Genomic DNA, 23546 nt, shown 5'->3' with positions numbered 1-23546 from the left:
CCATCATATAAATAGCTAAATGCGTCGCTGGACACCGAATGGAACAGAATATCACCGTTAGCAAACGGGATCATTTCGGTGTCACCCGCGCGCTTGTGCCCTGCGCCGGTTTCAAACTGGCCGCGCCACCGTTCCTGCGTATGGTCGTAAACGTGCAGAATAACCTCGACAAGTCCTCTTTCCGGACAGTTAAGGCGCAGGAAGGTTGAAGAGAAATTCAGGGGCAGCACGTGAAAGGGAATCAATAAGGCGAAAACCAGTAAAGCTCGTAAATACATCAAACTGCGAAAACCTCCTTCAAAATGGATATGAGATTTTACTTAAGTCAGATGCGGCGGCTTTGCCCTCGATCAAGAGGTCTTATAATTCAATGCGATAAAGGCCTCTGACGAGGCCTGAACGTTCATTTTTGAATCAAATAGCGGATTGTTGGCCCGTCCTGCTGAATATCCAGCACCGTGTAGCCATGGTTTTTAGCATCCAGCGGAATGTTGTTAATGGATTGCGGGCAGTCGCTCACCACCTCCAGAATTTCCCCTTTTTTGAGCTGCGGTAGCGCTTCAAGGGTAGCCACTGCCGGATAAGGGCAGGGTTCGCCGATCATATCCAGTCGATAGTCAGGCACGATCTCTTTCATGCAGCGTTCTCCTGCGTTTCAGGTTTAGCGGTGGTGCGACGGAAGAAGCGTTTCTCCTGCGCGACAACCAGTAAAAAAGCGACCAGCAGCAAGGCATAGGTTACCAGCAGGCCGCCGAGCGGACCGAAGGTGCTCAACAGATTGACCTTATCCCAGTTTGTTGCGAGTACAGGTGAGACATCATCCCAGTAGTACGCCAGAATGGTTGAACCAATGACATTACCAAGGCCGACCCACCAGTAATGCACCTGGCCTTCGACGGCGCGATACATCCAGCCGGTTTCACACCCGCCTGCCAGCACAATTCCGAAGCCAAACAGCAGGCCACCAATCACCGCGTTAGGACCGGCCCACATGATTTTCGGTTCAACACCGAGTTGTACATAGCTGAAAATGCCGATGGCGCTCACCGCCATACCGGCAATGATCGCTTTTGCCATCATGGTTCGTCCGGTGATCCACATATCGCGAAACGCAGAGGTAAAGCAGATCTGCGCGCGTTCGATCAGCAGACCAAACCCTACGCCAAACAACATCGCCAGGCCGAGTTTCGGTTGATTCAGCGCTGTGCAGATTGCCCACGCGATCATGGCAAAAAAGACCAGCATACCGAGGCGAAAACGGCGTTTCGCCTGGTCCGGCTTCTGGGTCAGCGGCGACGCTGCGCTAACTTTGGTCATTTTTACCGGAATACGGAACAGCGGCAGCAGGGTGAATTTTGCACCGAAGTAAGAGCCAATCGCGGTGGCGACGGCAAAGAACCAGGCATGCAGTGAAAATTGTGGAATACCCGTGAAGAACGCGGCAAGGTTACAGCCCATCGCCAGGCGAGCACCAAACCCGGCAATAATCCCGCCGACGACCGCCTGCATAATGCGGATGCGGCTTTTGGGCATGCGCAACTTGACGTTATTTGCCCACAGCGCCGCCGCGAAACAGCCGCCGAACATTCCGATGATCATCATTCCGTCGATGCGGGTAAGCGGAGTACCGTCCAGGTGAATGAGTTTAAAGTAGCCCCACTCTTCGGCATGCACGCCAGCGAGTTGCAGAAGTTGACCACCCCAGCGGGTAAACTCGCCGGTCACGGCCCAAAAGGTACCGGTAATGCCGAAATAATAAGTAGAGAGAATGCCTGCCGCGATAACGGCCGGAACAGGTGACCAGAACTTAACTAAATAAGTCTGTTTGAAGTATTGCCATGACATGAGTAAGCCTCTGAACTCAGAAGGTGTATTTGGGTTTAACGGGCCGGAATATATAACTTTTTGGCTTACTCTAAAACCTCTCCAAACCTACTCTCCGGGATAGCGTCATTTTTTATGACCTCCGTCATTAAATCTTCCGGTTATTTCCCGGCAATCGCACCCCCGGCTGCAAAATATTCATTCCTTTCGCGGAGCCTTACTCAGAATGCGAGAGCGGCAGACATCCAGAATTTCGTCAGCCAGCGCGGAATTATCCGGGCAGGCACGGGACAACACCAGAGCCCCGACAAGATGTGCAAAGGTGTTTATCAGGTCAGCACGTGAGACATTTTCGTCGCTTAACATTGCCAGCTGACGTTCAACCCCGGCTGCAAATGTCTCTTTGATGGACTCGGACTGGCGTGCGGTGTCCGTGCCCAGGGCAGACATCACGCAACCTCCGGCCATATCATCGCGATGCTGCCGGGAGAGGTAATATTCAATGAATTTGTCTCGATCTACACCCGCCAGGTTTTCCGCGGCATGCACAAACCCGCAATTCATGGCCTCTGACATCAGGTCGGCCTTCGAACCAAAGTGCTTATAAAACCCGCCGTGGGTTAAACCCGCAGCAGACATCAGCTCCGCCACGCCCACGCCGTCATAGCCGCGTTCACGAAAAAGTTCGGATGCCGTTTCAACTATGCGCATCCGGTTCTCCCGGACCTGCTCTTTTGACACTTTCATGCTGCCCACCCCCTATAAAACAAGGCTCAATTATACATTGATGATGATCATAATCAAAGCAGTTGACTTTATAGATTATGATCATCATCATTAAATTCGTGTCTCCGACAGCGCTTCGCAGAGAAAGGCACGCTCTGTCAGTCTGGCTGAGATCAGCAAAGAGAGCCGGATATCTCTCGGATTTACCTGCATCGAATGGTGCAGATTCTGTTTAACATTTGATAAAGAAGATCACACATGACGAAAACTTCAGTTCTCATTACAGGCGCATCGACGGGTATTGGTGCTGTTTATGCGGAAAGGTTTGCAAGCCGTGGACATGACCTGATTCTGGTTGCCCGGGATAAAACAAAATTAGACGCACTTGCCGAACGTCTGAGGCAGGAGAAGGGCGTTTCTGTAGATGTCCTGCCTGCCGATCTCACTCAGGCAGCGGAGTTAGCGACGGTGGAAACGCGTCTTCGTGAAGACGAAAAAATAGGGGTGCTGATCAATAACGCCGGCATCGCACAGTCGGGCCATTTTATCGGCCAGACGTCCGAGGCAATTGAGCGTCTTATCGCCCTGAATGTCACCGCGCTGACGAGACTTGCCAGTGCCGCGGCACCAAGGTTTGTCAACGCCGGAGAAGGTGCGATCGTCAATATCAGTTCAGTCGTTGGGCTTGCCCCGGAATTTGGCATGTCGATTTACGGTGCAACCAAAGCCTTCGTGCTTTTCTTGTCGCAGGGATTGCATCTTGAGCTGTCCTCCGCAGGCGTTTACGTCCAGGCGGTACTTCCGGCCGGCACTTACACCGAAATCTGGGAACGTGCCGGTATTGATATCAGTAAGGCGCCCGAGATGATGGAAGTGGATCAGTTAGTTGACGCAGCCCTGGCGGGCTTTGACCGTCGCGAACTCGTCACCATCCCTCCTTTACAACACGCTGCCCACTGGGATGACCTGGAGAGGACGCGTCAGGCTCTGCTGGCGGACATCAACCAGGCTAACGTGGCAGAGCGCTACAAAGTGTAGTCACGGGGGATTCGGCATAGGACTGAGTATCGTTTTTTCACTCAGCAACAGCGTTGTTAAGAAACATGCCACAGGCAAACCCGGCAGAGTAAAAGACAAATGAATAAGAAGACGATGAAAGCGTTTACGTTTAAACGCTATGGTAAATCCCCGGGACTGGGGATCGATGACGTCGATTTTCCGTCCCCCGGTGATGATGAAATTCTGGTCAAAGTGTATGCAGTAGGTCTGAACCCAATCGATAACATGATCCCGACCGGCATGTTCAAACGCGTTCTGCATTTCAGTCTCCCCGCGACCTTGGGCAGTGATGTGTCCGGCGTTGTCGTTGCCACAGGACGTCGCGTGACGCGATTCAAGGCAGGCGACGAGATTTTCGCCAGTATTTTTGACAGGGGAACGGGGTCGCTGGCCGAATTTGTCCGGGTGCCAGAAAGCTTTGCGGCGTTAAAACCCGCCAGTCTGGATTTCGTACAGGCCGCGTCACTTCCTATGGTCAGTCTCACCTCCTGGCAAGCGCTGACAGAACGCGCGATGCTGCGAGCGGGGCAGAAAGTATTTATCCCTGCCGGATCCGGTGGAATCGGCAGTTTTGCTATTCAGCTGGCGAAACACTTTGGTGCAACGGTTGGGACGACCACCAGCGCAGCCAACATTGACTGGGTGAGCCGCCTTGGTGCAGATGACGTCGTTGACTATAGAAAGCAGGAATTCGAAAAAGTGCTGAGCGGCTACGATATTGTCCTCGGTACTATCAGAGGTGACGCGATTGAGAAATCCACGCAAATCCTTAAGCCGGGAGGGAAAATTATTTCCCTGATCGGGCCGTTAGATGCTGCTTTCGCGCGGGAACGACACCTTAATGTTTTCCTGCGTTTCGTATTAGGGCTGATGAGCCGCAAAATCATGCGGCTGTCAAAAAAGCGAGGTTTGACCTATTCGTTTCTCTTTGTTCGCCCTGATGGCAGCCAGCTCAGCCAAATCGGTGAACTCATGGACGCTGAACTCATCAAGCCCGTAATCGACAAGGTTTACCCCTTTGCCCAAACGAGCGACGCCTTCACCTATCTGGCTCGCGGGCATGCAAAGGGGAAAGTCGTCGTTAAAGTTCATGGGTGATAGCTACGAAGACTTGAGCGCCGTTGCAGCGGCGGACCACAGATAATGGTGATGCGCTGAGTGGAACCCTGCGCATTGCCGCCCCCTATGCTGCCGGACCTTGTCACTGAAGGCGTGGATATTTCGCTACGTTTTGGTGAGTCGGGGGAAGGATGAACCCAATATACGTTGTACTCTTCGCGGGATTAAAACCTGGGCATTACGGATATGGCCACCCCTCAGGCGAGGGGTGGCTTTCGGGGCGGGAGAGTGATGTTTACTTCGCCGCTTCCTCGATAAGTGTGGCGACATCCTGTGGATGTGAAACCATTACGACATGGGATGCGCCTTTAATCACAACGGTGTGTTTTGATCCCGCGCGTTCGGCCATGAATCGCAAACCCTGGGCGGGGATATTCTTGTCGCCGTCACCGTAAATGAAGTAAGAGGGCATTTTTTTCCAGGCTGGCGCACCCGATTTTTCAGTTAAAGCCGCTTCGGTAATCGGTCTTTGCCCTGCGGCCATCAGCGCCGCCTCTTCAGCTGAAACGTCATGCGCGAATTGCTGGTGGAACTTCGCCCGATCGATGGAGAGATCGACGCTACCATCAGCCAGCTTCACCGGTGTGGCAAGCGCCTGGCCAAGCGTGCCGCCAGGGAATTTCCCTGCCAGGTCGGCCGCGGCTTCACCCGCGTCCGGAGCAAATGCGGCGACATAAACCAGCGATTTGACATTGTTTGTATCACGGGCCGCGTTCGTAATAACCTGGCCACCATAGGAATGCCCGACAAGGACAACCGGCCCCTTAATGTTGTTCACCACAGAAGAGACGTAAGCCGCATCACCCGAAACACTGCGCAGCGGATTCGCGGCAGCAACGACATTGTATCCATCCTTTTGCAGGATCCGGGTAACGCCATTCCAGCTAGAAGAGTCGGCAAAGGCACCATGAACCAGGACAACGGTCGGCTTAGCGGTTTCGGCGATTGCGCTGGCAGACAGCAGAACGGCGGCAACGGCAAGGGAGGCAGCAAATTTGGACATGATCATTCCTCTTTTCAATACAGTTTAAAGGGTATGCGTAGGGGGGATTGTGGCCTGTCTGAAACAGGCCACCTGGCTAGCCGCGAATAAAGGCCAGTACGTCAGCGTTAAAGCGATCGGCCTCTGTCTCCGCCAGTCCATGTGAACCGCCGGCATATATCGTCAGCGTCGCATTCGCAACGATCTCAGCGGCGCGGTGTGCGGATGCCTTAATGGGTACAATCTGGTCATCGTCGCCATGAATAATCAGCGTAGGGCGATCAATCTGCTGCAGGTCGCGTGTGTAATCGACTTCAGAGAACTCATGGATGCAGTCATATTGCCCTTTAATGCCGCCCTGCAGGCCAATTCTGCGGAAGTTTTCCCGTAACCCGTCATTGATGGGGACATGGTCACGGTTAAAGCCATAGAACGGAATTGTCAGGTCAAAGTAAAACTATGAGCGGTTTTTGGCCGTGCCTTCGCGGATAGCATCAAACACCTCAATCGAAGTACCGTCTGGATTGGCATCCGTCCGGAGCATAAGAGGAGGGACTGCGCCGACCAGAACGACTTTAGCCACGCGTGAGGTACCATGACGGCCGATATAATGTGCAACTTCGCCGCCCCCTGTGGAGTGACCCACTAAAATCAGATCCTTCAGATCCAGCGACTCAATCAGCTCAGCGAGATCGTCCGCATACTGATCCATATTGTTGCCGTGGAAAGTCTGGTCTGAACGCCCATGGCTGCGACGGTCATGCGCGATGACCCGGAAACCATTCTGGCTGAAAAACAGCATTTGCTGGTCCCAGGCATCAGACGATAACGGCCATCCGTGAGCGAAGAGGATAGGCTGACCTGAACCCCAGTCTTTGTAAAAAATGCCTGTTCCGTCTTTGGTGATGAAAGTTGTCATTTTGTACTCCTGTTATGTGTTGCATTATTTGTTTGTGTGCGATTTGTTTGTGTGCAAATGAATATGGCAGCCCTTTTTGCCTTTGTCAATCGCTTGCAATTAAATCGTATGCAAATTATTTTAAGGGGACTGGAGGACATATGACTAAACACACTAATTCCGAGGATTCCCTGCCAGATGTGCACGGTATGCTCTGTTTCTCTCTTTACTCTGCGGGACATGCTTTTACTCAGCTCTATCGTCCCATGCTTGATAAGCTTGGCCTGACCTATCCCCAGTATCTGGTGATGGTTACCTTGTGGAATCAGGATGGGCGAACAGTGAAGGAACTGAGTGGAATTCTTTTTCTTGAGTCCAGCACGTTGACCCCTTTACTGAAGCGGCTGGAGACTGCTGGGTTGATCACCCGGACACGTAATCCGAAGGATGAGCGCGAAGTGCTTATCCACCTGACGGAGAAGGGGGAGGCGCTGAAAAGCGAGACCAGCACTATCACGCGCTGTATTGTGGATACCCTGGGGATGGACGCCGACATCATTGCTGACATCAAAGCATCAGTCGATAAGATCCGTGACAAGATCCACCGTGCGCAGAAACCGGACGCCAATGACCTGGCCTGATGGGGTCATTCGGGCAGAGACATACTGTCCATTCGTACGCTCTATGAAACACTGAATTTACTGGAGGGCTGTTTTTCGCATTGAGGAATCTCATTATGATGAGGGCTAATGATTCCCAGGGGATACCACATGCGCATTGACAATCTACAGTATTTTTTTGACCCACTTTGCGGCTGGTGTTATGCCAGCTCGCCCGCCCTGAATTATCTGGCACAACATTACATCGAAAAACTCACGTTAATGCCCAGCGGTCTTTTTTGTGATGAGGGTGCCCGGCACATCACCGCCCAATGGGCAGAATATGCGTGGACAAACGATCGGCGTATCGCTTCGCTGACCGGTCAGCCATTCAGTGAGAGCTATCACCAGCTCCTGAACTCAGGTGCACGCTTTGATTCGACGTTTATGAACCGGGCACTTACGGCTTTTCATGAAATCAGCCCGGCGGCAGAGGCAGGGCTGCTTCGTGCACTGCAACATGCCCGCTATGTACTGGGGCGTGATACCGCGCAAAGTGATGTGGTGGAAGAGATCGGCTTCGCCTGGGCTCGGGAAAATAACGTTGACCTCAACCCTAATGACTTTGCCGGCCGGCTTGATGCCGATAACGCGCTTCGCAGCCTGACGGACGACAGGATCGCTGACGTAAAGCGTCTTATGAATCAAAAAGGTTTCAGCGGGGTTCCGCTGCTGTTGGTTACGGTTGACAGCACTGAGCACATTATCAGCGGCCACGATCTCTACGGTGGAGCAAAAAGCATCGGCGAGGCGCTGGCAAAGCTTGCGTAGCCAAAACGAGGCTTCCGGTTTTACACACCGGAGCTTCGTTTATCACCTGTTCGAATGCCCGAATCATTTCTGGCGGGAGAGGGAACGGAAAGAGCAGTAGTACCCTGCAGATGCGATAAGGCAGAGCATATACCCGAATGATTCGCTGCCTTCCTCCACGACATTCTTGACCACCCTGACGTAGCTTTGATCGAGTATCGCGTACCATAATTCGTGCATTCCAAACAGCCGGGAGAAAACCAGGACTGCCAGCAGACCACTGAGCATCATGCCGTACCACGGGGTACGGGTATAATGGGTCAGTTGCGTAAGAGTAAGTCGGAAATGGATAACAGGATAAAGCAAAGCGCAAATGGCGGAAAGTAGTGCAAACCACACCCAACTTCCATGAGCCAGAAGATCAAAAAATGCATCCAGTTCGCGAATCAGCATGGAGAGGAAAAAGCCGCCGATCAGGATGTTGCAATAGCGCATGAATTCCCATTTCTTCGCCAGCAGGAAGTGAATAAATACGATGCTCACTAAAACCGATTCCTGCACAATTTCGGTCAGCGATATCTCCGGTATATCCAGATTAAATAAAGAGATATCCGCCCACAGACAAAGTACGGGCAAGGAGCAGGCTGCTGACGCGAAAAGAAAGAAGAAAAAGCTTTTGAGCACAGACATTAACACCACCACTTTCATTCAAAACCACTATGATAAGTGGCTTCGAACGAAAATCTATTTCACTTTGTGCGCTATAGGCATGAATTTTAAGCATATTGAGCTACTTAGCGAGGGTGCGTTCACTCTGTGCCGATAAGATCCCCCCTTTCAGGGAACTCTCCGTCACTAAAGAGGCAATATGCTTTGGCTATCACAGGATGCGAATACATGGCCCCAGCTGCTTTAGTTTTCATAGCCATTCAGCCGTCCGGGTGTTTAAGCGGTTATAATAAAAAATAAAAACTTTGCTTAAAAAATTTTTCTGTGCCTAAATAGCGTCATCGGTTTGAAATACAGACCTTATAAAAGCAGTTTAGTAAAGCAGTCCTCAGTTCAGGTGTTATCAATAGATACTCTTCTTCGTGAGCCTCCTCCTAAGTGCCAAATAAGTTACTCTCTAAATACAGGCCATCATCGCCGCGCTTAGTGGCTCAAAAAAATAAGGAATTATCTATGTCTAATAAAATGACTGGTTTAGTAAAATGGTTTAACGCTGATAAAGGTTTTGGCTTTATCACGCCTGACGACGGCAGCAAAGATGTATTCGTACATTTCTCTGCTATTCAGAGCGACAGCTTCAAATCGCTTGATGAAGGCCAGAAAGTGTCCTTCACCATTGAAAATGGCGCTAAAGGCCCGGCAGCGGGTAATGTTTCTCCGCTGTAAGTCGCGCCTGTTATCAATGACCCTTACGATAGCGATGAAGACGCGAGTCTGAGCAGTTAAGCTTCACTGATAACAAATAACCCGCCGAGTGCGGGTTTTTTTATGACTTCAGGAGAATTGTTATTCTGTTTTGCCGACCTGTTTTCAGAGACAATTATCCTTCTCCCGGAGGCGGGATGCGGTCCCGAAGGCTGTATTCCTGTGATAAACGCCAGAAATCATGACCAGCCGGATGCTGATATAAGCGGAGCGAGAATTGACCGGCGACAGCGGTGATGTATTCAAATATCGCTGACTGGGTATTTTCATACTCCATCCACAGTACGGATGAGGTAAAACAATAAATTTCCAGGGGAATACCCGACGGCGTAGGCTTTAGCGTTCGCACGACAATATACATATCTTTGATAATATCAGGCCGATCGGCGAGCCATGCCATCAGGTAGTGCCGAAAAAGCGTTAAATTTGTCAGGCCATTATCCATAAACCAACTGTCCGGTACGCCCATGGGATCACGCCCGTCGATGAGCTTTGCCAGCGGTTCATTCGTGCCGCGCAGGGCCAGCATCGGGGCCAGCGTTTCCTGAGTGAGGAATTTAACGGAGTGCTGATCGATAGTGGTGCTGCGCATAATCCGGCGCGCCCCTGACGAAAACATGGCCTGCCAGTTGGTATACGTTTCGGTCAGGAAGTTTTTGGTCGGGATACGCGAGATTGTGTTATCCCAGTTACGGATGGTAATGGTGTGCAGCGCTATGTCGGTCACTTCGCCACTCAGGTTCTTATCGGGCATTTCAATCCAGTCCCCCAACTGCAGGACATCATTTGACGAAAGCTGGATATTGGCCACGAGCGAAAGCAGGGTGTGCTGAAAGACTAACATCAGTACGGCTGCTACGGCCCCGAGGCTGGAAATAATGATCGCGGGGGATTTATTCGACATGACGGCAAGGATCATGATCGCAGCGATGATGTGGATAAATATTTTCCCTATCTGAATATAGCCTTTGATAGAGTGATTTTTACGCTTCGTCTTGCGTAAATAAGAGCTGTTGACAATATCCAGCATCTCATTGAAGAAAACCGACAGAAAAATAAAGAATAAAATCCCACAGATGGTATTTATTGCCGTCACCAGTGATGCCGGCATATTGGGCATAAACTGCAGGACGTAATAAACGATAATAACCGGAATGAAATTCGACAGCTTCTCGGCAATACGACGATCTTTTTCCAGCGGGACATCCTGTTTATGGCTGGAAAAGAAGACCTTACGAACGATTTTTATGAGCAGGAATTTGCACATCAGGTGCGCAAAGAAACCAGAGATGACCAGCAGAATAAGATTAAATCCAATGGCCAGAGCCGGATTGCTTTCTATGAATGTTAATAAATAATCCAAGTACACCACCGCTTATCGCCTGAATCGTATGCCATTTTGTATTTACCTCATTCAGGAGATAAATACAAAGATTTAACCAAATCATATAATGGCATATCCGGTACAGGCAAGTCCACGACCTGAATCCTAAGCCGCACCGAGCTATTTTGTTGCGGTCAGTAACTTTATTTTCAAATTCGTTCCAGGCGATAAAAGCAGGCGAATGTGCGTGGCAGTGCCCAGAATGGCGGCGCTAAAGAAACACCGTCTGGCGGCGAAGCCAGACGGTGGAGAGGTTACGCTTTGCGCGTTGCCGCTTTCATTGCGCTGACAAAGGTTTTCAGCTCAGTCAGCATTTGCTCTGGCTTGTCCACGTTCTTCTCAATGATTTTAACGATAGCGGAGCCTGAGATTGCACCGGCTGCGTTAGCGTCAATCGCCGCGGTGACCTGGTCGGGAGATGAAATCCCAAAGCCCTGCAGTGGAGGCGCGGCATGGTACTCAGCCAGCTTTTCGACCAGATGATGCAGAGGCAGCGCCGCTTTGTTCTCCGCGCCGGTTACACCCGCACGGGAGAGCAGGTAGGTATACCCGCGACCATAGGAGGCAATCTGGCGCAGCAGTTCATCATCGGCGTTTGGCGGGCAGATGAAAATAGGTGCCACGTTATGGCGCATCGCCGCCTGACGGAACGGCGCAGACTCTTCTACCGGTACGTCTGCCACCAGAACGGAGTCGACACCCACGCGCGCGCACTCGGCGTAAAACTCATCAATACCACGGTTAAACACCAGGTTGGCGTACATCAGCAGGCCAATCGGGATCGTCGGATGCTTCTGGCGGATCGCCGCCAGCATCTCGAAGCACTGAGTGGGCGTCACGCCTGCGGCAAACGCGCGCAGGGTGGCGTTCTGGATGGTCGGGCCATCCGCCAGCGGGTCAGAGAACGGAATACCCAACTCCAGCGCGTCGGCACCCGCTTCAATCAGGGCGTCGATAATCTTCAGCGACTGCTCCGGGCCAGGGTCGCCCAGCGTAACGAAGGGAACGAACGCGCCTTCCTGGCGGGATTTCAGTTCGGCAAATGCATTATCGTAGCGTTCCATCAGATTTCCCCTCGTGCTTTCAGAATATCGTGAACGGTGAAGATGTCTTTGTCACCGCGACCGGACAGGTTAACGACCAGCAGTTGTTCTTTTTCCGGGTTCTCTTTCATCATTTTCAGCGCGTGCGCCAGGGCGTGGGAAGACTCCAGCGCCGGGATAATCCCTTCGCTGCGGCACAGCGTTTTGAAGGCTTCCAGCGCTTCGTCATCGGTAATAGAAACATAATCCGCGCGACCCGTGCTGTTCAGATACGCATGCTGGGGTCCAACTGACGGAAAATCCAGGCCCGCAGAGATAGAGTAGGACTCTTCAATCTGGCCTTCCTCGGTTTGCATCATTGGCGATTTCATACCGAAGTAGATCCCCACGCGGCCATGCTTCAACGGTGCGCCATGTTCACCCGATTCAATGCCGTGACCGGCAGGCTCGACGCCAATCAAACCCACGCGGGTGTCGTCGATGAAATCAGCAAACATGCCGATGGCGTTAGACCCGCCGCCGACGCAGGCGATCACCGCATCCGGCAGACGACCTTCTTTTTCAAGGATCTGCGCTTTGGTCTCTTCACCGATCATGCGCTGGAATTCGCGCACGATGGTCGGGAACGGGTGCGGACCCGCCGCGGTACCGAGCATGTAGTGCGCGGTTTCGTAGCTGCCAGACCAGTCGCGCAGCGCTTCGTTACAGGCATCTTTCAGCGTCGCGGAGCCGCTGTGCACTGGGATCACTTCCGCCCCCATCAGGCGCATACGGAACACGTTCGGAGACTGACGCTCAACGTCTTTCGCACCCATGTAAATGCGACATTTCAGGCCCAGCAGGGCGCTGGCGAGCGCAGAGGCTACGCCGTGCTGGCCTGCACCGGTTTCAGCAATAATTTCGGTTTTCCCCATACGCTTCGCGAGCAGCGCCTGGCCGAGAACCTGGTTAGTTTTATGTGCGCCACCGTGCAGCAGATCCTCACGCTTGAGATACAACGTCGTGTTTGTGCCTTCGGTCAGGTTGCGACATTTCGTCAGCGCTGTCGGACGGCCCGCATAGTTTTTCAGCAGGTCGGTAAATTCCGCCTGAAATGCCGGATCTTTCTGCGCACTGACGAACGCCTCTTCCAGCTGGCGCAGGGCGGGCATCAGGATTTGCGGGACGTACATCCCGCCGAACTCACCAAAATACGGGTTAAGTAATGTCGTCATCTTCTCTTCCTTAATATGCACGCAGAGTGTTAAAAACCGAGGCCAGTTTGCTGGCATCTTTAATACCCGGTTGTGACTCTACGCCTGAATTGAAATCGAGGCCTGCGCAGCCCGCTTTGGCGGCTTCCACGCAGTTATCCGGGCTTAATCCACCCGCCAGCAGGACGTTGTCCAGCTTTTCGCCATTTAGCAGTGACCAGTCAAAACGCTGACCCGTACCGCCCTGGCCGTTGTCGAGCACATATTTATCAACATGATTCAGATTACGTGCGGGCAGGGTGGTACCCACGCTTTGCGCTTTCCAGATCTGCACCTGAGGGGCGAGGTCTGCACGCAGCTTATCTATGTAGGCTTGATCCTCATCGCCATGCAGTTGCACCGCACTCAGGGATAACGTTTCGGCTTTTGCCACGACGTCTGCGATATCCGCATTACGGAACACGCCCACATAGCTAAGCGGCGCTGCCGCGATCACATTGCGCGCCTGTTCCTCACTGACGGCACGAGGCGAGGCGTCAACAAAGATCAGGCCGCCGTAAATGGCCCCCGCGTCATACGCCGCCAGGGCATCCTGTTCGCGAGTTAAGCCACACACTTTGTTTTCACCGAGCAGGACGCGACGCACCGCGGCGTTAAGGTCGTCATGTTCCATCATGGCGGAACCAATCAGGAAACCGTTGGCGAAGTGGCTCAGCTCGCGCACCTGAGCGTAGCTGTTAATGCCGGATTCGCTGATTACCGTGACGCCAGAACCCAGACGCGGCGCAAGCTGGCGCGTACGGTTCAGGTCAATCGACAGGTCGCGAAGATCGCGGTTGTTAATGCCGACCACTTTGGCTTCCAGCGCGATGGCGCGCTCCAGTTCTTCTTCATTACTTACTTCGGTCAGCACGCCCATGTTCAGACTGTGCGCTACGGCAGACAGCTGGCGATACTGCTCGTCGTCAAGTACCGAGAGCATCAGCAGGCAGGCGTCAGCCTGGTAAAAACGCGCAAGCCAGATCTGATACGGGTCGATAATAAAGTCTTTGCACAGGATCGGCTGCGGCGCGATGCCGCTGACGATGGGCAGAAAATCGAAGCTGCCCTGGAAATATTTCTCATCCGTCAGCACGGAGATGGCGGACGCATGATGCTTATAAATACCGGCGATACGCGCCGGGTCGAAATCGTCACGAATAACGCCTTTTGACGGAGAGGCCTTTTTGCACTCCAGAATAAAGGCGGTGCGTGCGCCCTGCAGGGCGTCATAGAAACGACGGCTGCTGGGAACAACATCATTCTGGAAACTGGCAAGCGGCTGCTCTGCTTTGCGGGCTTCCACCCAGATGGCCTTATCGGCAACGATTTTCGCTAAAACGGTCTGCATTCTTTACCCTCTTGCCGCAAGTGCGGTAACGCGATCGTAAGCTGCACCGGAGCGCAGTACATCCAGAACTTTTTGGGCGTTAGCCTTCAGGTCTTCCTCACCGTGCAAACGCATCAGCATGGCGACGTTGGCTGCCACGGCGGCCTCATGCGCGGCCTCACCTTTACCTTGTAGTAAGCGCGTCAGAATGTCACGGTTTTCTTCCGGCGTGCCGCCCGCCAGCGCGTCCTGATGATAGGGTGTTAAGCCGAAATCAGACGCCTCGAGCTGATAGCTAAGCACTTCGCCGTTGTTCAGCTCGGCCACAAGCGTCGGTGCGTGGAGAGAAACTTCATCCATACCGCCGCTGTGTACCACAGCGGCACGCTGGTAACCCAGGACGCGCAGCGTCTCGGCAATCGGCAGGACCAGCTCAGGGCTGTATACGCCAATCAATGCCAGCGGCGGATGGGCCGGGTTAATCAGCGGACCGAGCACGTTAAAGAGCGTGCGGGTTTTAAGCTGCTGGCGCACCGGCATCGCATGGCGGAAACCGGTGTGGTACTTCGGCGCGAACAGGAAGCAGACGCCCAGGTCATCCAGCGCTTCTCGGGAACGTTCGGCATTCATGTCGAGGTTAATACCGAACGCGGCCAGCAGATCGGAGGAGCCAGACCGACTGGAAACGCTGCGATTACCGTGTTTCGCCACCTTCATCCCGCATGCCGCCGCCACAAAGGCGCTGGCAGTCGAAATATTGATACTGTTGCTGCCGTCGCCACCGGTACCGACGATATCGGCAAACGGATAGTCCGGGCGCGGGAACGGGGCGGCATTTTCCAGCAGGGCCGTGGCGGCACCGGCGATCTCCTGCGGGCTTTCGCCGCGCACTTTCATGCTCACCAGCGCTGCGGCCAGTTGTTCAGGCTTCAGCTCGCCGCGCACTACGGCGGAGAAGAGCTGGTGGCTCTCCTGCTGGCTAAGGGTCTGCGCCTGGTACAGTTTCTCCAGAATCGGTTGCAGGGTATTGGTCTGCTCCAGCTTCTGTAACGCCCAGTCGAGGGTCTGCTCCAGCAGACGGGCACCGTGTGACGTCAGGATCGATTCCGGGTGGAACTGCATGCCGCAGATGCGATCCGCGTCGTGACGTACCGCCATCACCATCCCTTCAAACGAGGCATTAATCGTCAGCCCGGCTGGAATATTACTCCCGACCAGCGAGTGATAGCGCGCAACCGGAAGTGGATTCGGTAACCCGGCAAACATCGCCTGGCCGTCATGTTCAATGCTGGAGGCTTTACCGTGCAGGATCTCGCCCGCCTGGCCGACATAGCCGCCGTAGGCTTCAACGATCGCCTGGTGACCGAGGCAGATGCCGATAATCGGTAGCTTGCCGCGCATGCGGGTCAGCAGCTCCGGCATACAGCCTGCTTCACTTGGCGCGCCCGGACCCGGGGAGAGCATCAGCACCGGGTTTTGCATGGTCGCCAGACGGTCAATCAGGGTCTGCGCCGGTACGTGGTTGCGGTAAATAACGACGTTATGGCCATTCGCACGCAGCTGATCTGCCAGGTTATAGGTAAAGGAGTCGATATTATCGAGCAGCAGAATGTCAGCCATCAGAAAATCTCCTGTGCATGATGTGCGGTAGCAATGGCGCGCAATACCGCGCGAGCCTTACTGCGGGTTTCGTCAGCTTCAGACTGCGGAACAGAGTCGAGAACAATCCCGGCGCCGGCCTGGACGGTGGCAATTCCGTCTTCAACGTAGGCAGAGCGGATCACGATGCAGGTATCGAGATCGCCGTGGGCGGTGAAGTAACCTACCGCGCCGCCGTAGCTGCCGCGACGACGACCTTCGGCGGCGGCAATCAACTGCATCGCACGCACTTTCGGCGCGCCGCTCAGGGTGCCCATGTTCATGCAGGCCCGGTAGGCGTGCAGCACATCGAGGTCGCTGCGCAGTTCACCCACCACGCGGGAGACCAGATGCATGACGAAGGAATAACGGTCGACTTTGGTCAGATCAGCCACGTAACGGCTACCCGGCGTGCAAATACGCGCAAGGTCGTTACGCGCCAGGTCAACCAGCATCAGATGCTCGGAGAGCTCTTTGTGGTCAGTACGCATTTCCAGTTCGATGCGGCTGTCGAGATCGCGATCCAATGAACCGTCGGCACGACGGCCGCGAGGGCGGGTGCCCGCAATTGGGTAGATCTCAATCTGGCGGCTGGTAGCGTCGTATTTCAGTGAGCTTTCCGGTGACGCACCAAACAGAGTGAAATCATTGTCCTGCATAAAGAACATGTAAGGGCTCGGGTTACTCTTTTTCAGCACATCGTACGCTGCCAGCGGCGACGGGCAGGGCAGAGAGAAACGACGGGAAGGCACCACCTGGAAAATTTCCCCGGCGCGAATCGCTTTTTGCATCTGGCGAACCACGGCACCGTACTGATCGTCGGTCTGGTTAACCTCACACGCCATCTGCTCGACGCGCTGTACCGGCAGCGCAGGGGGCGCCTCCGTCATTTGCTGCTGGAGTTGAGCGATGCGATTTTCGAGGCGCTCTTTCTCAGCCGCGGACGGTGTGAACAGGCTGGCCTGGATGCGGGTGTATTTTTTCTGATGGTCGATCACCAGCAGGGTCTCGGCCAGATAGAAGCAGTAATCCGGACAGCGGTTACCCTGCTCGGTTTCCGGCAAATCTTCAAACCCGGCGACCAGGTCATATGCAAACAGCCCGCCGAAGAACATCGCTTCACGCTCATCTTCCGGCACGGTGACCAGATTTTGCAGCAGGCGGAAAGCGTCGAAAACGGACAGCGAGCAGAGGCGGGCATCTTCGTCCAGCAGCTGGCTTACCGGAGGAAAATGCAGAATTCGCTGGTCCGGGTGACGTTTATTCTCGATGCCCGCAGGCAGGGCAGCATCGAGCAGCGGCAGCAGCGATGCGCCATTGTCAGAAAGTGCCTTGATGGTGACAGTGTCACCTAACGCGGTAATGCGCAACGCGCTGTCGACCAGCAACAGGCTTTTAAGATCGTCCTTGCTGTCGATATCTGCAGACTCCAGCAGCAGCGTTGCCGGACGTGCGCCGCACACCTGATGAAACAGCGCGGTCGGGTTGTGGCGATAGGCCGCCTCGCAGGTCAGCAGGTCGAGATGGGGTTTGGCTGTTTGCATGTTGTTGTTCTCATTTATTCTGTTCAAAAAAAAGCCCGCTGGGTAGCGGGCTGGGTATCTGTTTGCATTTCGCAGACGCGTGACACTGCCCGAAAATCAGGAAGTGCGCCACCAACCGTGCAGAGTGAAATGTGCTGTCATTTTCAGATACCTTTCTCGCGTGAACTTGCGTACTAGTTAACTAGTTCAGTGGCGAGTTGTCAACCCTTGATTTCAGAATTTCGCGTTAAGTCGGTATCATGGCGGTTTCGGATGTCTCCAACCTGTTATGGGAAGTGCTTTGAGCGATACCACCTACGCCATTATTTATGATTTACACAGCCATACGCAGGCTTCTGATGGTCTGCTGACACCCGAAGCCCTGGTTCATCGCGCGGTTGAGATGCGCGTCGGCACGCTGGCGATAACCGATCACGATACCACTGATGCCATTCCGGCAGCGCGCGCTGAGATTGCCCGCAGCGGGCTGGCGCTGAATCTGGTCACCGGGGTCGAGATCTCAACCGTCTGGGAAAACCATGAAATTCATATCGTTGGTCTGAACATCGATATAGAACATCCGGCACTTGTAACGTTTTTGCAAGAACAAAAAACGCGCCGCAACCAGCGAGCGGAGATGATCGGCGAGCGTCTGGAAAAGGCGCATATTCCGGGCGCGCTGGAAGGGGCACAAGCGCTCGCGAACGGTGGGGCAGTCACGCGCGGTCATTTCGCCCGTTTTCTGGTTGAAGCGGGCAAGGCAACGACCATGGCGGATGTTTTTAAAAAGTATCTGGCGCGCGGGAAAACCGGATACGTTCCGCCACAGTGGTGTACAATAAAACAAGCTATTGATGTGATTCATCATTCTGGCGGTAAGGCCGTGCTGGCCCATCCGGGGCGGTATAATCTTTCTGCTAAATGGCTGAAAAGACTGCTGGCACACTTTGCTGAATGCGGTGGCGAGGCGATGGAAGTCGCCCAGTGTCAGCAGGCACCCAATGAGCGTGCGCAGCTTGCGACTTATGCTCGCCAGTTCGGCCTGTCAGGGTCGCAGGGCTCTGATTTCCATCAGCCCTGCGCGTGGATTGAACTGGGGCGCAAGCTTTGGTTACCGGCAGGCGTTGAGCCGGTCTGGCAGCTCTGGGAACAGCCGCAGCAAATTGAAGAGAGGGAAGTATGAGTCAGTTTTTCTATATTCATCCGGATAACCCGCAGCCACGTCTGATCAATCAGGCCGTGGAGATCGTCCGCAAAGGCGGCGTGATTGTTTACCCGACCGATTCTGGCTACGCGCTGGGCTGCAAAATTGAAGACAAAGGGGCGATGGAGCGTATCTGCCGTATTCGCCAGCTTCCGGACGGCCATAACTTTACGCTGATGTGTCGCGATCTCTCTGAGCTGTCGACCTATGCGTATGTTGATAACGTGGCGTTTCGCCTGATTAAAAACAACACGCCGGGTAACTACACCTTCATCCTGAAAGGGACGAAAGAGGTTCCGCGCCGCCTGTTGCAGGAAAAACGGAAAACCATCGGGATGCGCGTGCCGTCCAACCCGATTGCGCAGGCACTGCTGGAAACCCTCGGCGAACCGATGCTCTCGACTTCGCTGATGCTGCCGGGAAGTGAGTTTACCGAGTCCGACCCGGAAGAGATCAAAGATCGTCTGGAGAAGGTGGTTGAGCTGATTATTCACGGCGGCTATCTTGGTCAGCAACCGACCACCGTGGTCGACTTAACCGAAGATGCGCCAGAAGTGATTCGTGAAGGCGTGGGCGATGTTAAGCCTTTCTTGTAGAGGTGTAAGCAGATATACTACGCGGCCATCAAAGCAGGGCCAGGCCCTCTTTTGACCTGATTCGACGCCTGTGAAGGCGACACCTGAGGAAGCTCAATGAGCGAGAAGTTACAGAAAGTGCTGGCGCGCGCCGGCCACGGTTCGCGCCGTGAAATCGAAGCCATTATTGAAGCGGGCCGCGTGAGTGTGGACGGTAAAATCGCCACGCTGGGTGACCGCGTAGAAATCGTACCGGGGCTTAAGATCCGCATCGACGGTCATCTTATCTCCGTGAAAGAGTCTGCTGAACAGATTTGCCGCGTGCTGGCTTACTATAAGCCGGAAGGCGAGCTGTGTACCCGCAACGACCCGGAAGGTCGCCCGACGGTGTTTGACCGTCTGCCTAAACTGCGAGGTGCGCGCTGGATTGCCGTGGGTCGTCTGGACGTTAACACCTGCGGCCTGCTGCTGTTTACCACCGACGGTGAGCTGGCAAACCGTCTGATGCACCCAAGCCGTGAAGTGGAACGTGAATATGCCGTGCGTGTCTTCGGCCAGGTTGATGAAAATAAACTGCGCGACCTGTCGCGTGGCGTTCAGCTGGAAGACGGTCCTGCAGCGTTTAAAACCATCAAATTTACCGGTGGTGAAGGGATTAACCAGTGGTACAACGTCACCCTGACAGAGGGGCGTAACCGCGAGGTGCGTCGTCTGTGGGAAGCGGTAGGGGTTCAGGTTAGCCGCCTGATTCGCGTTCGTTACGGCGACATTCTGCTGCCAAAAGGTCTGCCGCGTGGCGGCTATACCGAACTGGATCTGACCCAGACCAACTACCTGCGCGAGCTGGTGGGGCTAACGCCGGAAACCACCTCAAAAGTGGCGGTGGAGAAAGATCGTCGTCGTATGAAGGCGAACCAGATCCGTCGTGCGGTGAAACGCCATAGCCAGGTGAACAGCAGCAACCGTCGCTCTGGCAGCCGGAATAACAACGGTTAATCTAAAAGCCCGGTGAACGCACCGGGCTTTTTTCTTTAGTAATCAATCCCAGGCTGCGCTTTGATACCTGCATCAAATGCATGCTTGACCGGACGCAGCTCGCTGACGGTATCTGCCAGTTCCAGTATATCCCGATGACACCCACGACCCGTGACGATTACCGTCTGATGTGCAGGGCGGTTTTTCAGTGCATCCAGCACGGCATTCAGCGGCAGGTAGTCGTAGGCGACCATATAGGTGATCTCGTCCAGTAGCACCATATTGAGCGTCGGATCGGCCAGCATTCTTTTGGCGTGCTCCCAGACAGCAAGGCAGGCTGCGGTGTCGGTTTCACGGTTCTGCGTGTCCCACGTAAAACCGGTTGCCATCACCTGAAACTCAACGCCGTGAGGTTCCAGCAAATTGCGCTCCCCATTGGGCCATTCGCCTTTGATAAACTGGATTACGCCCACTTTTTGCCCGTGTCCGACGGCGCGGGTGGCGGTGCCGAACGCGGCGGTGGTTTTGCCTTTGCCGTTGCCGGTAAATACGATGACGATCCCTCGCTCGTCCTGGGCTGACGCAATGCGCGCATCAACCTGTTCTTTCAGACGCTGCTGGCGCTGCTGGTGACGTTCTTCACTCATTGCGAAATCCCCGGTTTACGGCCCGGTTGGGCATCAAAAGTCATTCCGGTTTTGCGACGGCTGTCGTCGCCCATTAGCCAGAGATAGAGTGGCATAATATCGGCCGGGGTTTTCAGCTTCTGCGGATCTTCTGTCGGGAACGCGCTGGCGCGCATTTTGGTGCGTGTTCCGCCCGGATTAATGCAGTTTACGCGCAGATGGCGGCTCTGATATTCCTCCGCCAGCACCTGCATCATACCTTCGGTCGCAAATTTAGAGACAGCATATGCCCCCCAGTTTGCGCGCCCCTCACGGCCTACGCTGGAAGAGGTAAAGACCAGAGAGCCTGACTCGGATTTGAGTAATAAAGGAAGCAAGGCCTGGGTGAGGAAAAAGGTGCCGTTGACGTTAACCTGCATGACCTGCTGCCAGATATCAGGATCCTGCTCATCCATTGGACGAACTTCGCCTAACAACCCGGCGTTATGCAGCACACCGTCCAGACGTGGATAATGGGTGCTGATACGTTGGGCTAATTCCTGACATACCGCTGGCGTACAGGTCAGTAAATCAAGAGTATACCAGGGGGCCGGTATGCCACCTGCCGCTTCAATTTCCTGAGCGACACCTTTGAGTTTTTCTTCGTTGCGACCGATCAGAATAACGCTCGCGCCATATTCAGCATACGTCAGGGCCGCTTCGCGACCAATACCCGCGCTGGCACCGGTGACAAGAATGATCCGGTTCTGCAGCAGGTTTTTTTGCGGTTGATAGTGCACGGTGACTCCTCAGGCGCACGGTGACTCAATGGCGCCTTCATAATGACTTTTCGGCTTTATGCCCGAATTAGCGTGAGAATTCAATCAGTCTACAGGACGTATTACTGTAAAATTAACAATTTGCAAATATTTAAACCGCCGGGCGGGGATTCCTGAAGATGGCTCGCACAGGTAATGTCACGGGCGAGACGCAAAGGCAGGGCTGTTGTACACTGCCGTGAAAGATTCGTGGTTAAATCAAGGTGGAACGCGTGGAATTACTTTCTCAATATGGGTTGTTTTTGGCTAAAATCGCGACGGTGGTGATTGCCATTGCGGTCGTTGCCGTTCTGATTGTCAATCTCACGCAGCGCAAACGCCAGCGTGGGGAGTTACGCATTACCCGTCTGAGCGAGCAGTACAAAGAGATGCAGGAAGACATGTCCCTCTCACTGCTTGATAGCCATCAACAGAAGGCATGGCTGAAGGCCCAGAAGAAAAAGCACAAGCAGGAAGCCAAAGCCGCAAAGGCGAAAGCTAAGCTTGCAACGCCACAGTCTGACGCGAAGCCTCGCGTCTATGTACTGGATTTTAAAGGCAGTATGGATGCGCATGAAGTCGCTTCGCTACGGGAAGAGGTGACTGCCGTTCTGGCCGTGGCCACTCCGCAGGATCAAGTGGTGGTGCGTCTTGAAAGCCCAGGCGGCGTTGTGCACGGCTACGGACTGGCCGCTTCTCAGCTACAGCGTCTGCGAGAAAAGCAGATCCCGCTTACCGTGGCGGTAGATAAAGTCGCGGCAAGTGGTGGCTATATGATGGCCTGCGTGGCGGACAAAATTGTTGCGGCACCGTTCTCCATCATTGGCTCTATCGGCGTGGTCGCACAGATCCCAAACTTTAACCGTTTTCTGAAGAATAAAGAGATTGATATCGAACTGCACACGGCGGGTCAGTACAAACGTACCCTGACGCTGCTGGGGGAAAATACGGAAGAAGGGCGCCAAAAATTCCGTGAGGATCTCAACGAAACGCACCACCTGTTTAAAGATTTCGTACACCGTATGCGCCCAACGCTGGATATTGAGCAGGTCGCGACAGGCGAACACTGGTACGGTATTCAGGCGCAGGAAAAAGGGCTGGTAGATGAAGTGGGGACCAGCGACGATCTGCTGCTCAACCTGATGGACGGAAGGGAGCTGATAGGCGTGCGGTTCACCCAGCGTAAGCGCCTGATGGACCGCTTTACCAACAGTGCAGCGGAAAGCGCAGATCGCCTGCTGCTTCGCTGGCTACAGCGCGGACAAAAACCGCTGCTGTAAGCAAAAACGCGAGGCATATGCCTCGCGTTTTGCATTAATCGACCAGGTGATATTTTTCAGAAAGCGTATGCGCCAGGTATTTAAACATATTAAACACAGCGGTGCTTTTTGGGGTGGGTAATCCCTGTTCGTCAAGGAAGTATTCGCCGCTGAAAACCAGCACGCCATTACGCTGCTCTACACCGGTGGCTTCAATGCCCGCCAGGGTATCTTCATGGTCACGGATAAGCTTATTTGCTTCGATAAGCAGAGAGGCTCGGTCAATAGGTTGGGTCGTATTCTGCATAATCCACTCCTTAAACAGTGACAATAGTCTACGCCGGGGCCGCTTTGGGGGCAAATTTTCCCTGTTTTGTGAGGGGATAAGATACAGGGGGCAGGTTGGCGGGATTTGCTTTTGCATGCTAATAAAGTTGCGTAACGAATTTTATCAGGTAGAGTGTGCGCTTTCGTCATTCTGGCAACAGAATTGCTTGACATTCGACCGG

Annotated in this window: 24 protein-coding genes, 2 pseudogenes and 1 other annotated feature; of the genes and pseudogenes, 10 read left to right on the top strand and 16 right to left on the bottom strand. The window is 53.9% G+C overall.

All coding sequences use genetic code 11. The features are described from left to right. Nucleotides 1-38: 38 nt before the first annotated feature. Entirely contained in the window at nt 39-209 is a 171-nt protein-coding gene (locus AAER43_RS12950) for a hypothetical protein (protein WP_158008925.1), read from the top strand. Nucleotides 210-403: 194 nt separating this feature from the next. Here AAER43_RS12950 and yedF read toward each other — a convergent pair whose 3' ends face one another. From yedF to AAER43_RS12935, 3 genes are all read right to left on the bottom strand, one after another. Beyond that, nucleotides 404-637 (bottom strand): sulfurtransferase-like selenium metabolism protein YedF, encoded by a 234-nt coding sequence (gene yedF / locus AAER43_RS12945; protein WP_014884113.1) that lies wholly within the window; start codon nt 635-637, stop codon nt 404-406. After that, a complete protein-coding gene (gene yedE / locus AAER43_RS12940) occupies nt 634-1845 on the bottom strand; it encodes a selenium metabolism membrane protein YedE/FdhT (RefSeq protein ID WP_023338394.1) in 1212 nt (403 codons plus the stop codon). The genes yedF and yedE overlap by 4 nt, the downstream gene beginning before the upstream one ends. A gap of 177 nt (nt 1846-2022) precedes the next feature. Beyond that, complete coding sequence (locus AAER43_RS12935; RefSeq protein WP_023330563.1) at nt 2023-2571, bottom strand: TetR/AcrR family transcriptional regulator; 549 nt, start codon at nt 2569-2571, stop codon at nt 2023-2025. A gap of 237 nt (nt 2572-2808) precedes the next feature. On the opposite strand from AAER43_RS12935, the gene AAER43_RS12930 reads away from it, so the two are divergent. Both AAER43_RS12930 and AAER43_RS12925 read left to right on the top strand, forming a co-directional pair. Continuing rightward, on the top strand, nt 2809-3588 hold the full coding sequence (locus AAER43_RS12930) for an SDR family oxidoreductase (protein WP_023330562.1): 780 nt from the start codon (nt 2809-2811) through the stop codon (nt 3586-3588). Between the two features lie 99 nt (nt 3589-3687). Beyond that, complete coding sequence (locus AAER43_RS12925; protein WP_050862654.1) at nt 3688-4707, top strand: NADP-dependent oxidoreductase; 1020 nt, start codon at nt 3688-3690, stop codon at nt 4705-4707. Nucleotides 4708-4963: 256 nt separating this feature from the next. On the opposite strand, the gene AAER43_RS12920 is transcribed toward AAER43_RS12925, so the two are convergent. Both AAER43_RS12920 and AAER43_RS12915 read right to left on the bottom strand, forming a co-directional pair. Next, nucleotides 4964-5731: an alpha/beta hydrolase gene (locus AAER43_RS12920; protein WP_050862655.1), complete on the bottom strand. Its 768-nt coding sequence runs from the start codon at nt 5729-5731 to the stop codon at nt 4964-4966. A gap of 76 nt (nt 5732-5807) precedes the next feature. Continuing rightward, nucleotides 5808-6629 (bottom strand): annotated as a pseudogene (locus AAER43_RS12915) (alpha/beta hydrolase). A 140-nt stretch (nt 6630-6769) separates the two neighbouring features. Here AAER43_RS12915 and AAER43_RS12910 point away from each other — a divergent pair. Both AAER43_RS12910 and AAER43_RS12905 read left to right on the top strand, forming a co-directional pair. Further along, nucleotides 6770-7249, top strand: a complete 480-nt coding sequence (locus AAER43_RS12910) for a MarR family transcriptional regulator (protein WP_014884107.1) — start codon at nt 6770-6772, stop codon at nt 7247-7249. Nucleotides 7250-7378: 129 nt separating this feature from the next. Next, nucleotides 7379-8038 (top strand): DsbA family protein, encoded by a 660-nt coding sequence (locus AAER43_RS12905; RefSeq protein WP_050862657.1) that lies wholly within the window; start codon nt 7379-7381, stop codon nt 8036-8038. Nucleotides 8039-8101: 63 nt separating this feature from the next. On the opposite strand, the gene AAER43_RS12900 is transcribed toward AAER43_RS12905, so the two are convergent. Next, a complete protein-coding gene (locus AAER43_RS12900) occupies nt 8102-8707 on the bottom strand; it encodes a hypothetical protein (RefSeq protein ID WP_032629007.1) in 606 nt (201 codons plus the stop codon). A 492-nt stretch (nt 8708-9199) separates the two neighbouring features. Between AAER43_RS12900 and cspA the strand changes: the two genes are divergently transcribed. After that, nucleotides 9200-9412 (top strand): RNA chaperone/antiterminator CspA, encoded by a 213-nt coding sequence (cspA, locus tag AAER43_RS12895; protein WP_014884103.1) that lies wholly within the window; start codon nt 9200-9202, stop codon nt 9410-9412. 154 nt (nt 9413-9566) lie between these two features. On the opposite strand, the gene AAER43_RS12890 is transcribed toward cspA, so the two are convergent. From AAER43_RS12890 to AAER43_RS12860, 7 genes and pseudogenes are all read right to left on the bottom strand, one after another. Next, complete coding sequence (locus AAER43_RS12890; RefSeq protein WP_323189860.1) at nt 9567-10295, bottom strand: mechanosensitive ion channel domain-containing protein; 729 nt, start codon at nt 10293-10295, stop codon at nt 9567-9569. Nucleotides 10296-10402: 107 nt separating this feature from the next. Next, a pseudogene (locus tag AAER43_RS12885) lies at nt 10403-10823 on the bottom strand (hypothetical protein). 266 nt (nt 10824-11089) lie between these two features. Beyond that, complete coding sequence (gene trpA / locus AAER43_RS12880) at nt 11090-11899, bottom strand: tryptophan synthase subunit alpha (RefSeq protein WP_050862658.1); 810 nt, start codon at nt 11897-11899, stop codon at nt 11090-11092. Continuing rightward, entirely contained in the window at nt 11899-13092 is a 1194-nt protein-coding gene (gene trpB, locus AAER43_RS12875; protein ID WP_014884100.1) for a tryptophan synthase subunit beta, read from the bottom strand. The genes trpA and trpB overlap by 1 nt, the downstream gene beginning before the upstream one ends. A gap of 10 nt (nt 13093-13102) precedes the next feature. After that, nucleotides 13103-14461 (bottom strand): bifunctional indole-3-glycerol-phosphate synthase TrpC/phosphoribosylanthranilate isomerase TrpF, encoded by a 1359-nt coding sequence (gene trpCF, locus AAER43_RS12870; protein ID WP_014884099.1) that lies wholly within the window; start codon nt 14459-14461, stop codon nt 13103-13105. Between the two features lie 3 nt (nt 14462-14464). Further along, nucleotides 14465-16060: a bifunctional anthranilate synthase glutamate amidotransferase component TrpG/anthranilate phosphoribosyltransferase TrpD gene (gene trpD / locus AAER43_RS12865; RefSeq protein ID WP_050862659.1), complete on the bottom strand. Its 1596-nt coding sequence runs from the start codon at nt 16058-16060 to the stop codon at nt 14465-14467. Then, entirely contained in the window at nt 16060-17622 is a 1563-nt protein-coding gene (locus tag AAER43_RS12860) for an anthranilate synthase component 1 (protein ID WP_047344625.1), read from the bottom strand. Before AAER43_RS12860 ends, trpD begins: the two co-directional genes overlap by 1 nt. Nucleotides 17623-17647: 25 nt before the next feature. Further along, nucleotides 17648-17742: a sequence feature (Trp leader region), on the bottom strand. 160 nt (nt 17743-17902) lie between these two features. Here AAER43_RS12860 and rnm point away from each other — a divergent pair. The 3 genes from rnm (at nt 17903) to rluB (ending at nt 20376) form a co-directional block, all read left to right on the top strand. Then, nucleotides 17903-18784 (top strand): RNase AM, encoded by an 882-nt coding sequence (gene rnm / locus AAER43_RS12855; RefSeq protein WP_032629004.1) that lies wholly within the window; start codon nt 17903-17905, stop codon nt 18782-18784. Then, entirely contained in the window at nt 18781-19401 is a 621-nt protein-coding gene (locus AAER43_RS12850) for an L-threonylcarbamoyladenylate synthase (RefSeq protein WP_003856793.1), read from the top strand. The genes rnm and AAER43_RS12850 overlap by 4 nt, the downstream gene beginning before the upstream one ends. A 96-nt stretch (nt 19402-19497) precedes the next feature. Further along, a complete protein-coding gene (gene rluB / locus AAER43_RS12845) occupies nt 19498-20376 on the top strand; it encodes a 23S rRNA pseudouridine(2605) synthase RluB (RefSeq protein WP_014884095.1) in 879 nt (292 codons plus the stop codon). 35 nt (nt 20377-20411) lie between these two features. Here rluB and cobO read toward each other — a convergent pair whose 3' ends face one another. Together cobO and AAER43_RS12835 are read right to left on the bottom strand one after the other, a co-directional pair. Then, a complete protein-coding gene (gene cobO / locus AAER43_RS12840) occupies nt 20412-21002 on the bottom strand; it encodes a cob(I)yrinic acid a,c-diamide adenosyltransferase (protein WP_023337380.1) in 591 nt (196 codons plus the stop codon). Continuing rightward, nucleotides 20999-21760, bottom strand: coding sequence for a YciK family oxidoreductase (locus tag AAER43_RS12835; protein ID WP_014884093.1), 762 nt, complete (start codon nt 21758-21760; stop codon nt 20999-21001). The genes cobO and AAER43_RS12835 overlap by 4 nt, the downstream gene beginning before the upstream one ends. Before the next feature lie 251 nt (nt 21761-22011). On the opposite strand from AAER43_RS12835, the gene sohB reads away from it, so the two are divergent. Next, nucleotides 22012-23058: a protease SohB gene (sohB, locus tag AAER43_RS12830; protein ID WP_014884092.1), complete on the top strand. Its 1047-nt coding sequence runs from the start codon at nt 22012-22014 to the stop codon at nt 23056-23058. Nucleotides 23059-23092: 34 nt separating this feature from the next. Here sohB and AAER43_RS12825 read toward each other — a convergent pair whose 3' ends face one another. Beyond that, nucleotides 23093-23344, bottom strand: a complete 252-nt coding sequence (locus AAER43_RS12825; RefSeq protein WP_003856804.1) for a YciN family protein — start codon at nt 23342-23344, stop codon at nt 23093-23095. Nucleotides 23345-23546 lie beyond the last annotated feature (202 nt).

The sequence above is a fragment of the Enterobacter sp. FUJ80071 genome (assembly GCF_038739915.1).
In the GTDB taxonomy this organism is placed as follows: Bacteria; Pseudomonadota; Gammaproteobacteria; order Enterobacterales; family Enterobacteriaceae; genus Enterobacter; species Enterobacter kobei.
This window is presented reverse-complemented; position numbering and strand designations above follow the sequence as displayed.

Coding starts and splice junctions, on each gene's coding strand:
- AAER43_RS12925 (WP_050862654.1), top strand. CDS start 3,688: ATGAATAAGAAGACGATGAAAGCGTTTACGTTTAAACGCTATGGTAAA.
- AAER43_RS12950 (WP_158008925.1), top strand. CDS start 39: ATGGAACAGAATATCACCGTTAGCAAACGGGATCATTTCGGTGTCACC.
- AAER43_RS12850 (WP_003856793.1), top strand. CDS start 18,781: ATGAGTCAGTTTTTCTATATTCATCCGGATAACCCGCAGCCACGTCTG.
- yedF (WP_014884113.1), bottom strand. CDS start 637: ATGAAAGAGATCGTGCCTGACTATCGACTGGATATGATCGGCGAACCC.
- rluB (WP_014884095.1), top strand. CDS start 19,498: ATGAGCGAGAAGTTACAGAAAGTGCTGGCGCGCGCCGGCCACGGTTCG.
- trpA (WP_050862658.1), bottom strand. CDS start 11,899: ATGGAACGCTACGATAATGCATTTGCCGAACTGAAATCCCGCCAGGAA.
- yedE (WP_023338394.1), bottom strand. CDS start 1,845: ATGTCATGGCAATACTTCAAACAGACTTATTTAGTTAAGTTCTGGTCA.
- trpB (WP_014884100.1), bottom strand. CDS start 13,092: ATGACGACATTACTTAACCCGTATTTTGGTGAGTTCGGCGGGATGTAC.
- trpD (WP_050862659.1), bottom strand. CDS start 16,060: ATGGCTGACATTCTGCTGCTCGATAATATCGACTCCTTTACCTATAAC.
- AAER43_RS12920 (WP_050862655.1), bottom strand. CDS start 5,731: ATGTCCAAATTTGCTGCCTCCCTTGCCGTTGCCGCCGTTCTGCTGTCT.
- AAER43_RS12860 (WP_047344625.1), bottom strand. CDS start 17,622: ATGCAAACAGCCAAACCCCATCTCGACCTGCTGACCTGCGAGGCGGCC.
- cobO (WP_023337380.1), bottom strand. CDS start 21,002: ATGAGTGAAGAACGTCACCAGCAGCGCCAGCAGCGTCTGAAAGAACAG.
- AAER43_RS12935 (WP_023330563.1), bottom strand. CDS start 2,571: ATGAAAGTGTCAAAAGAGCAGGTCCGGGAGAACCGGATGCGCATAGTT.
- trpCF (WP_014884099.1), bottom strand. CDS start 14,461: ATGCAGACCGTTTTAGCGAAAATCGTTGCCGATAAGGCCATCTGGGTG.
- AAER43_RS12825 (WP_003856804.1), bottom strand. CDS start 23,344: ATGCAGAATACGACCCAACCTATTGACCGAGCCTCTCTGCTTATCGAA.
- AAER43_RS12910 (WP_014884107.1), top strand. CDS start 6,770: ATGACTAAACACACTAATTCCGAGGATTCCCTGCCAGATGTGCACGGT.
- AAER43_RS12905 (WP_050862657.1), top strand. CDS start 7,379: ATGCGCATTGACAATCTACAGTATTTTTTTGACCCACTTTGCGGCTGG.
- cspA (WP_014884103.1), top strand. CDS start 9,200: ATGTCTAATAAAATGACTGGTTTAGTAAAATGGTTTAACGCTGATAAA.
- AAER43_RS12930 (WP_023330562.1), top strand. CDS start 2,809: ATGACGAAAACTTCAGTTCTCATTACAGGCGCATCGACGGGTATTGGT.
- AAER43_RS12900 (WP_032629007.1), bottom strand. CDS start 8,707: ATGTCTGTGCTCAAAAGCTTTTTCTTCTTTCTTTTCGCGTCAGCAGCC.
- AAER43_RS12890 (WP_323189860.1), bottom strand. CDS start 10,295: ATGTTAGTCTTTCAGCACACCCTGCTTTCGCTCGTGGCCAATATCCAG.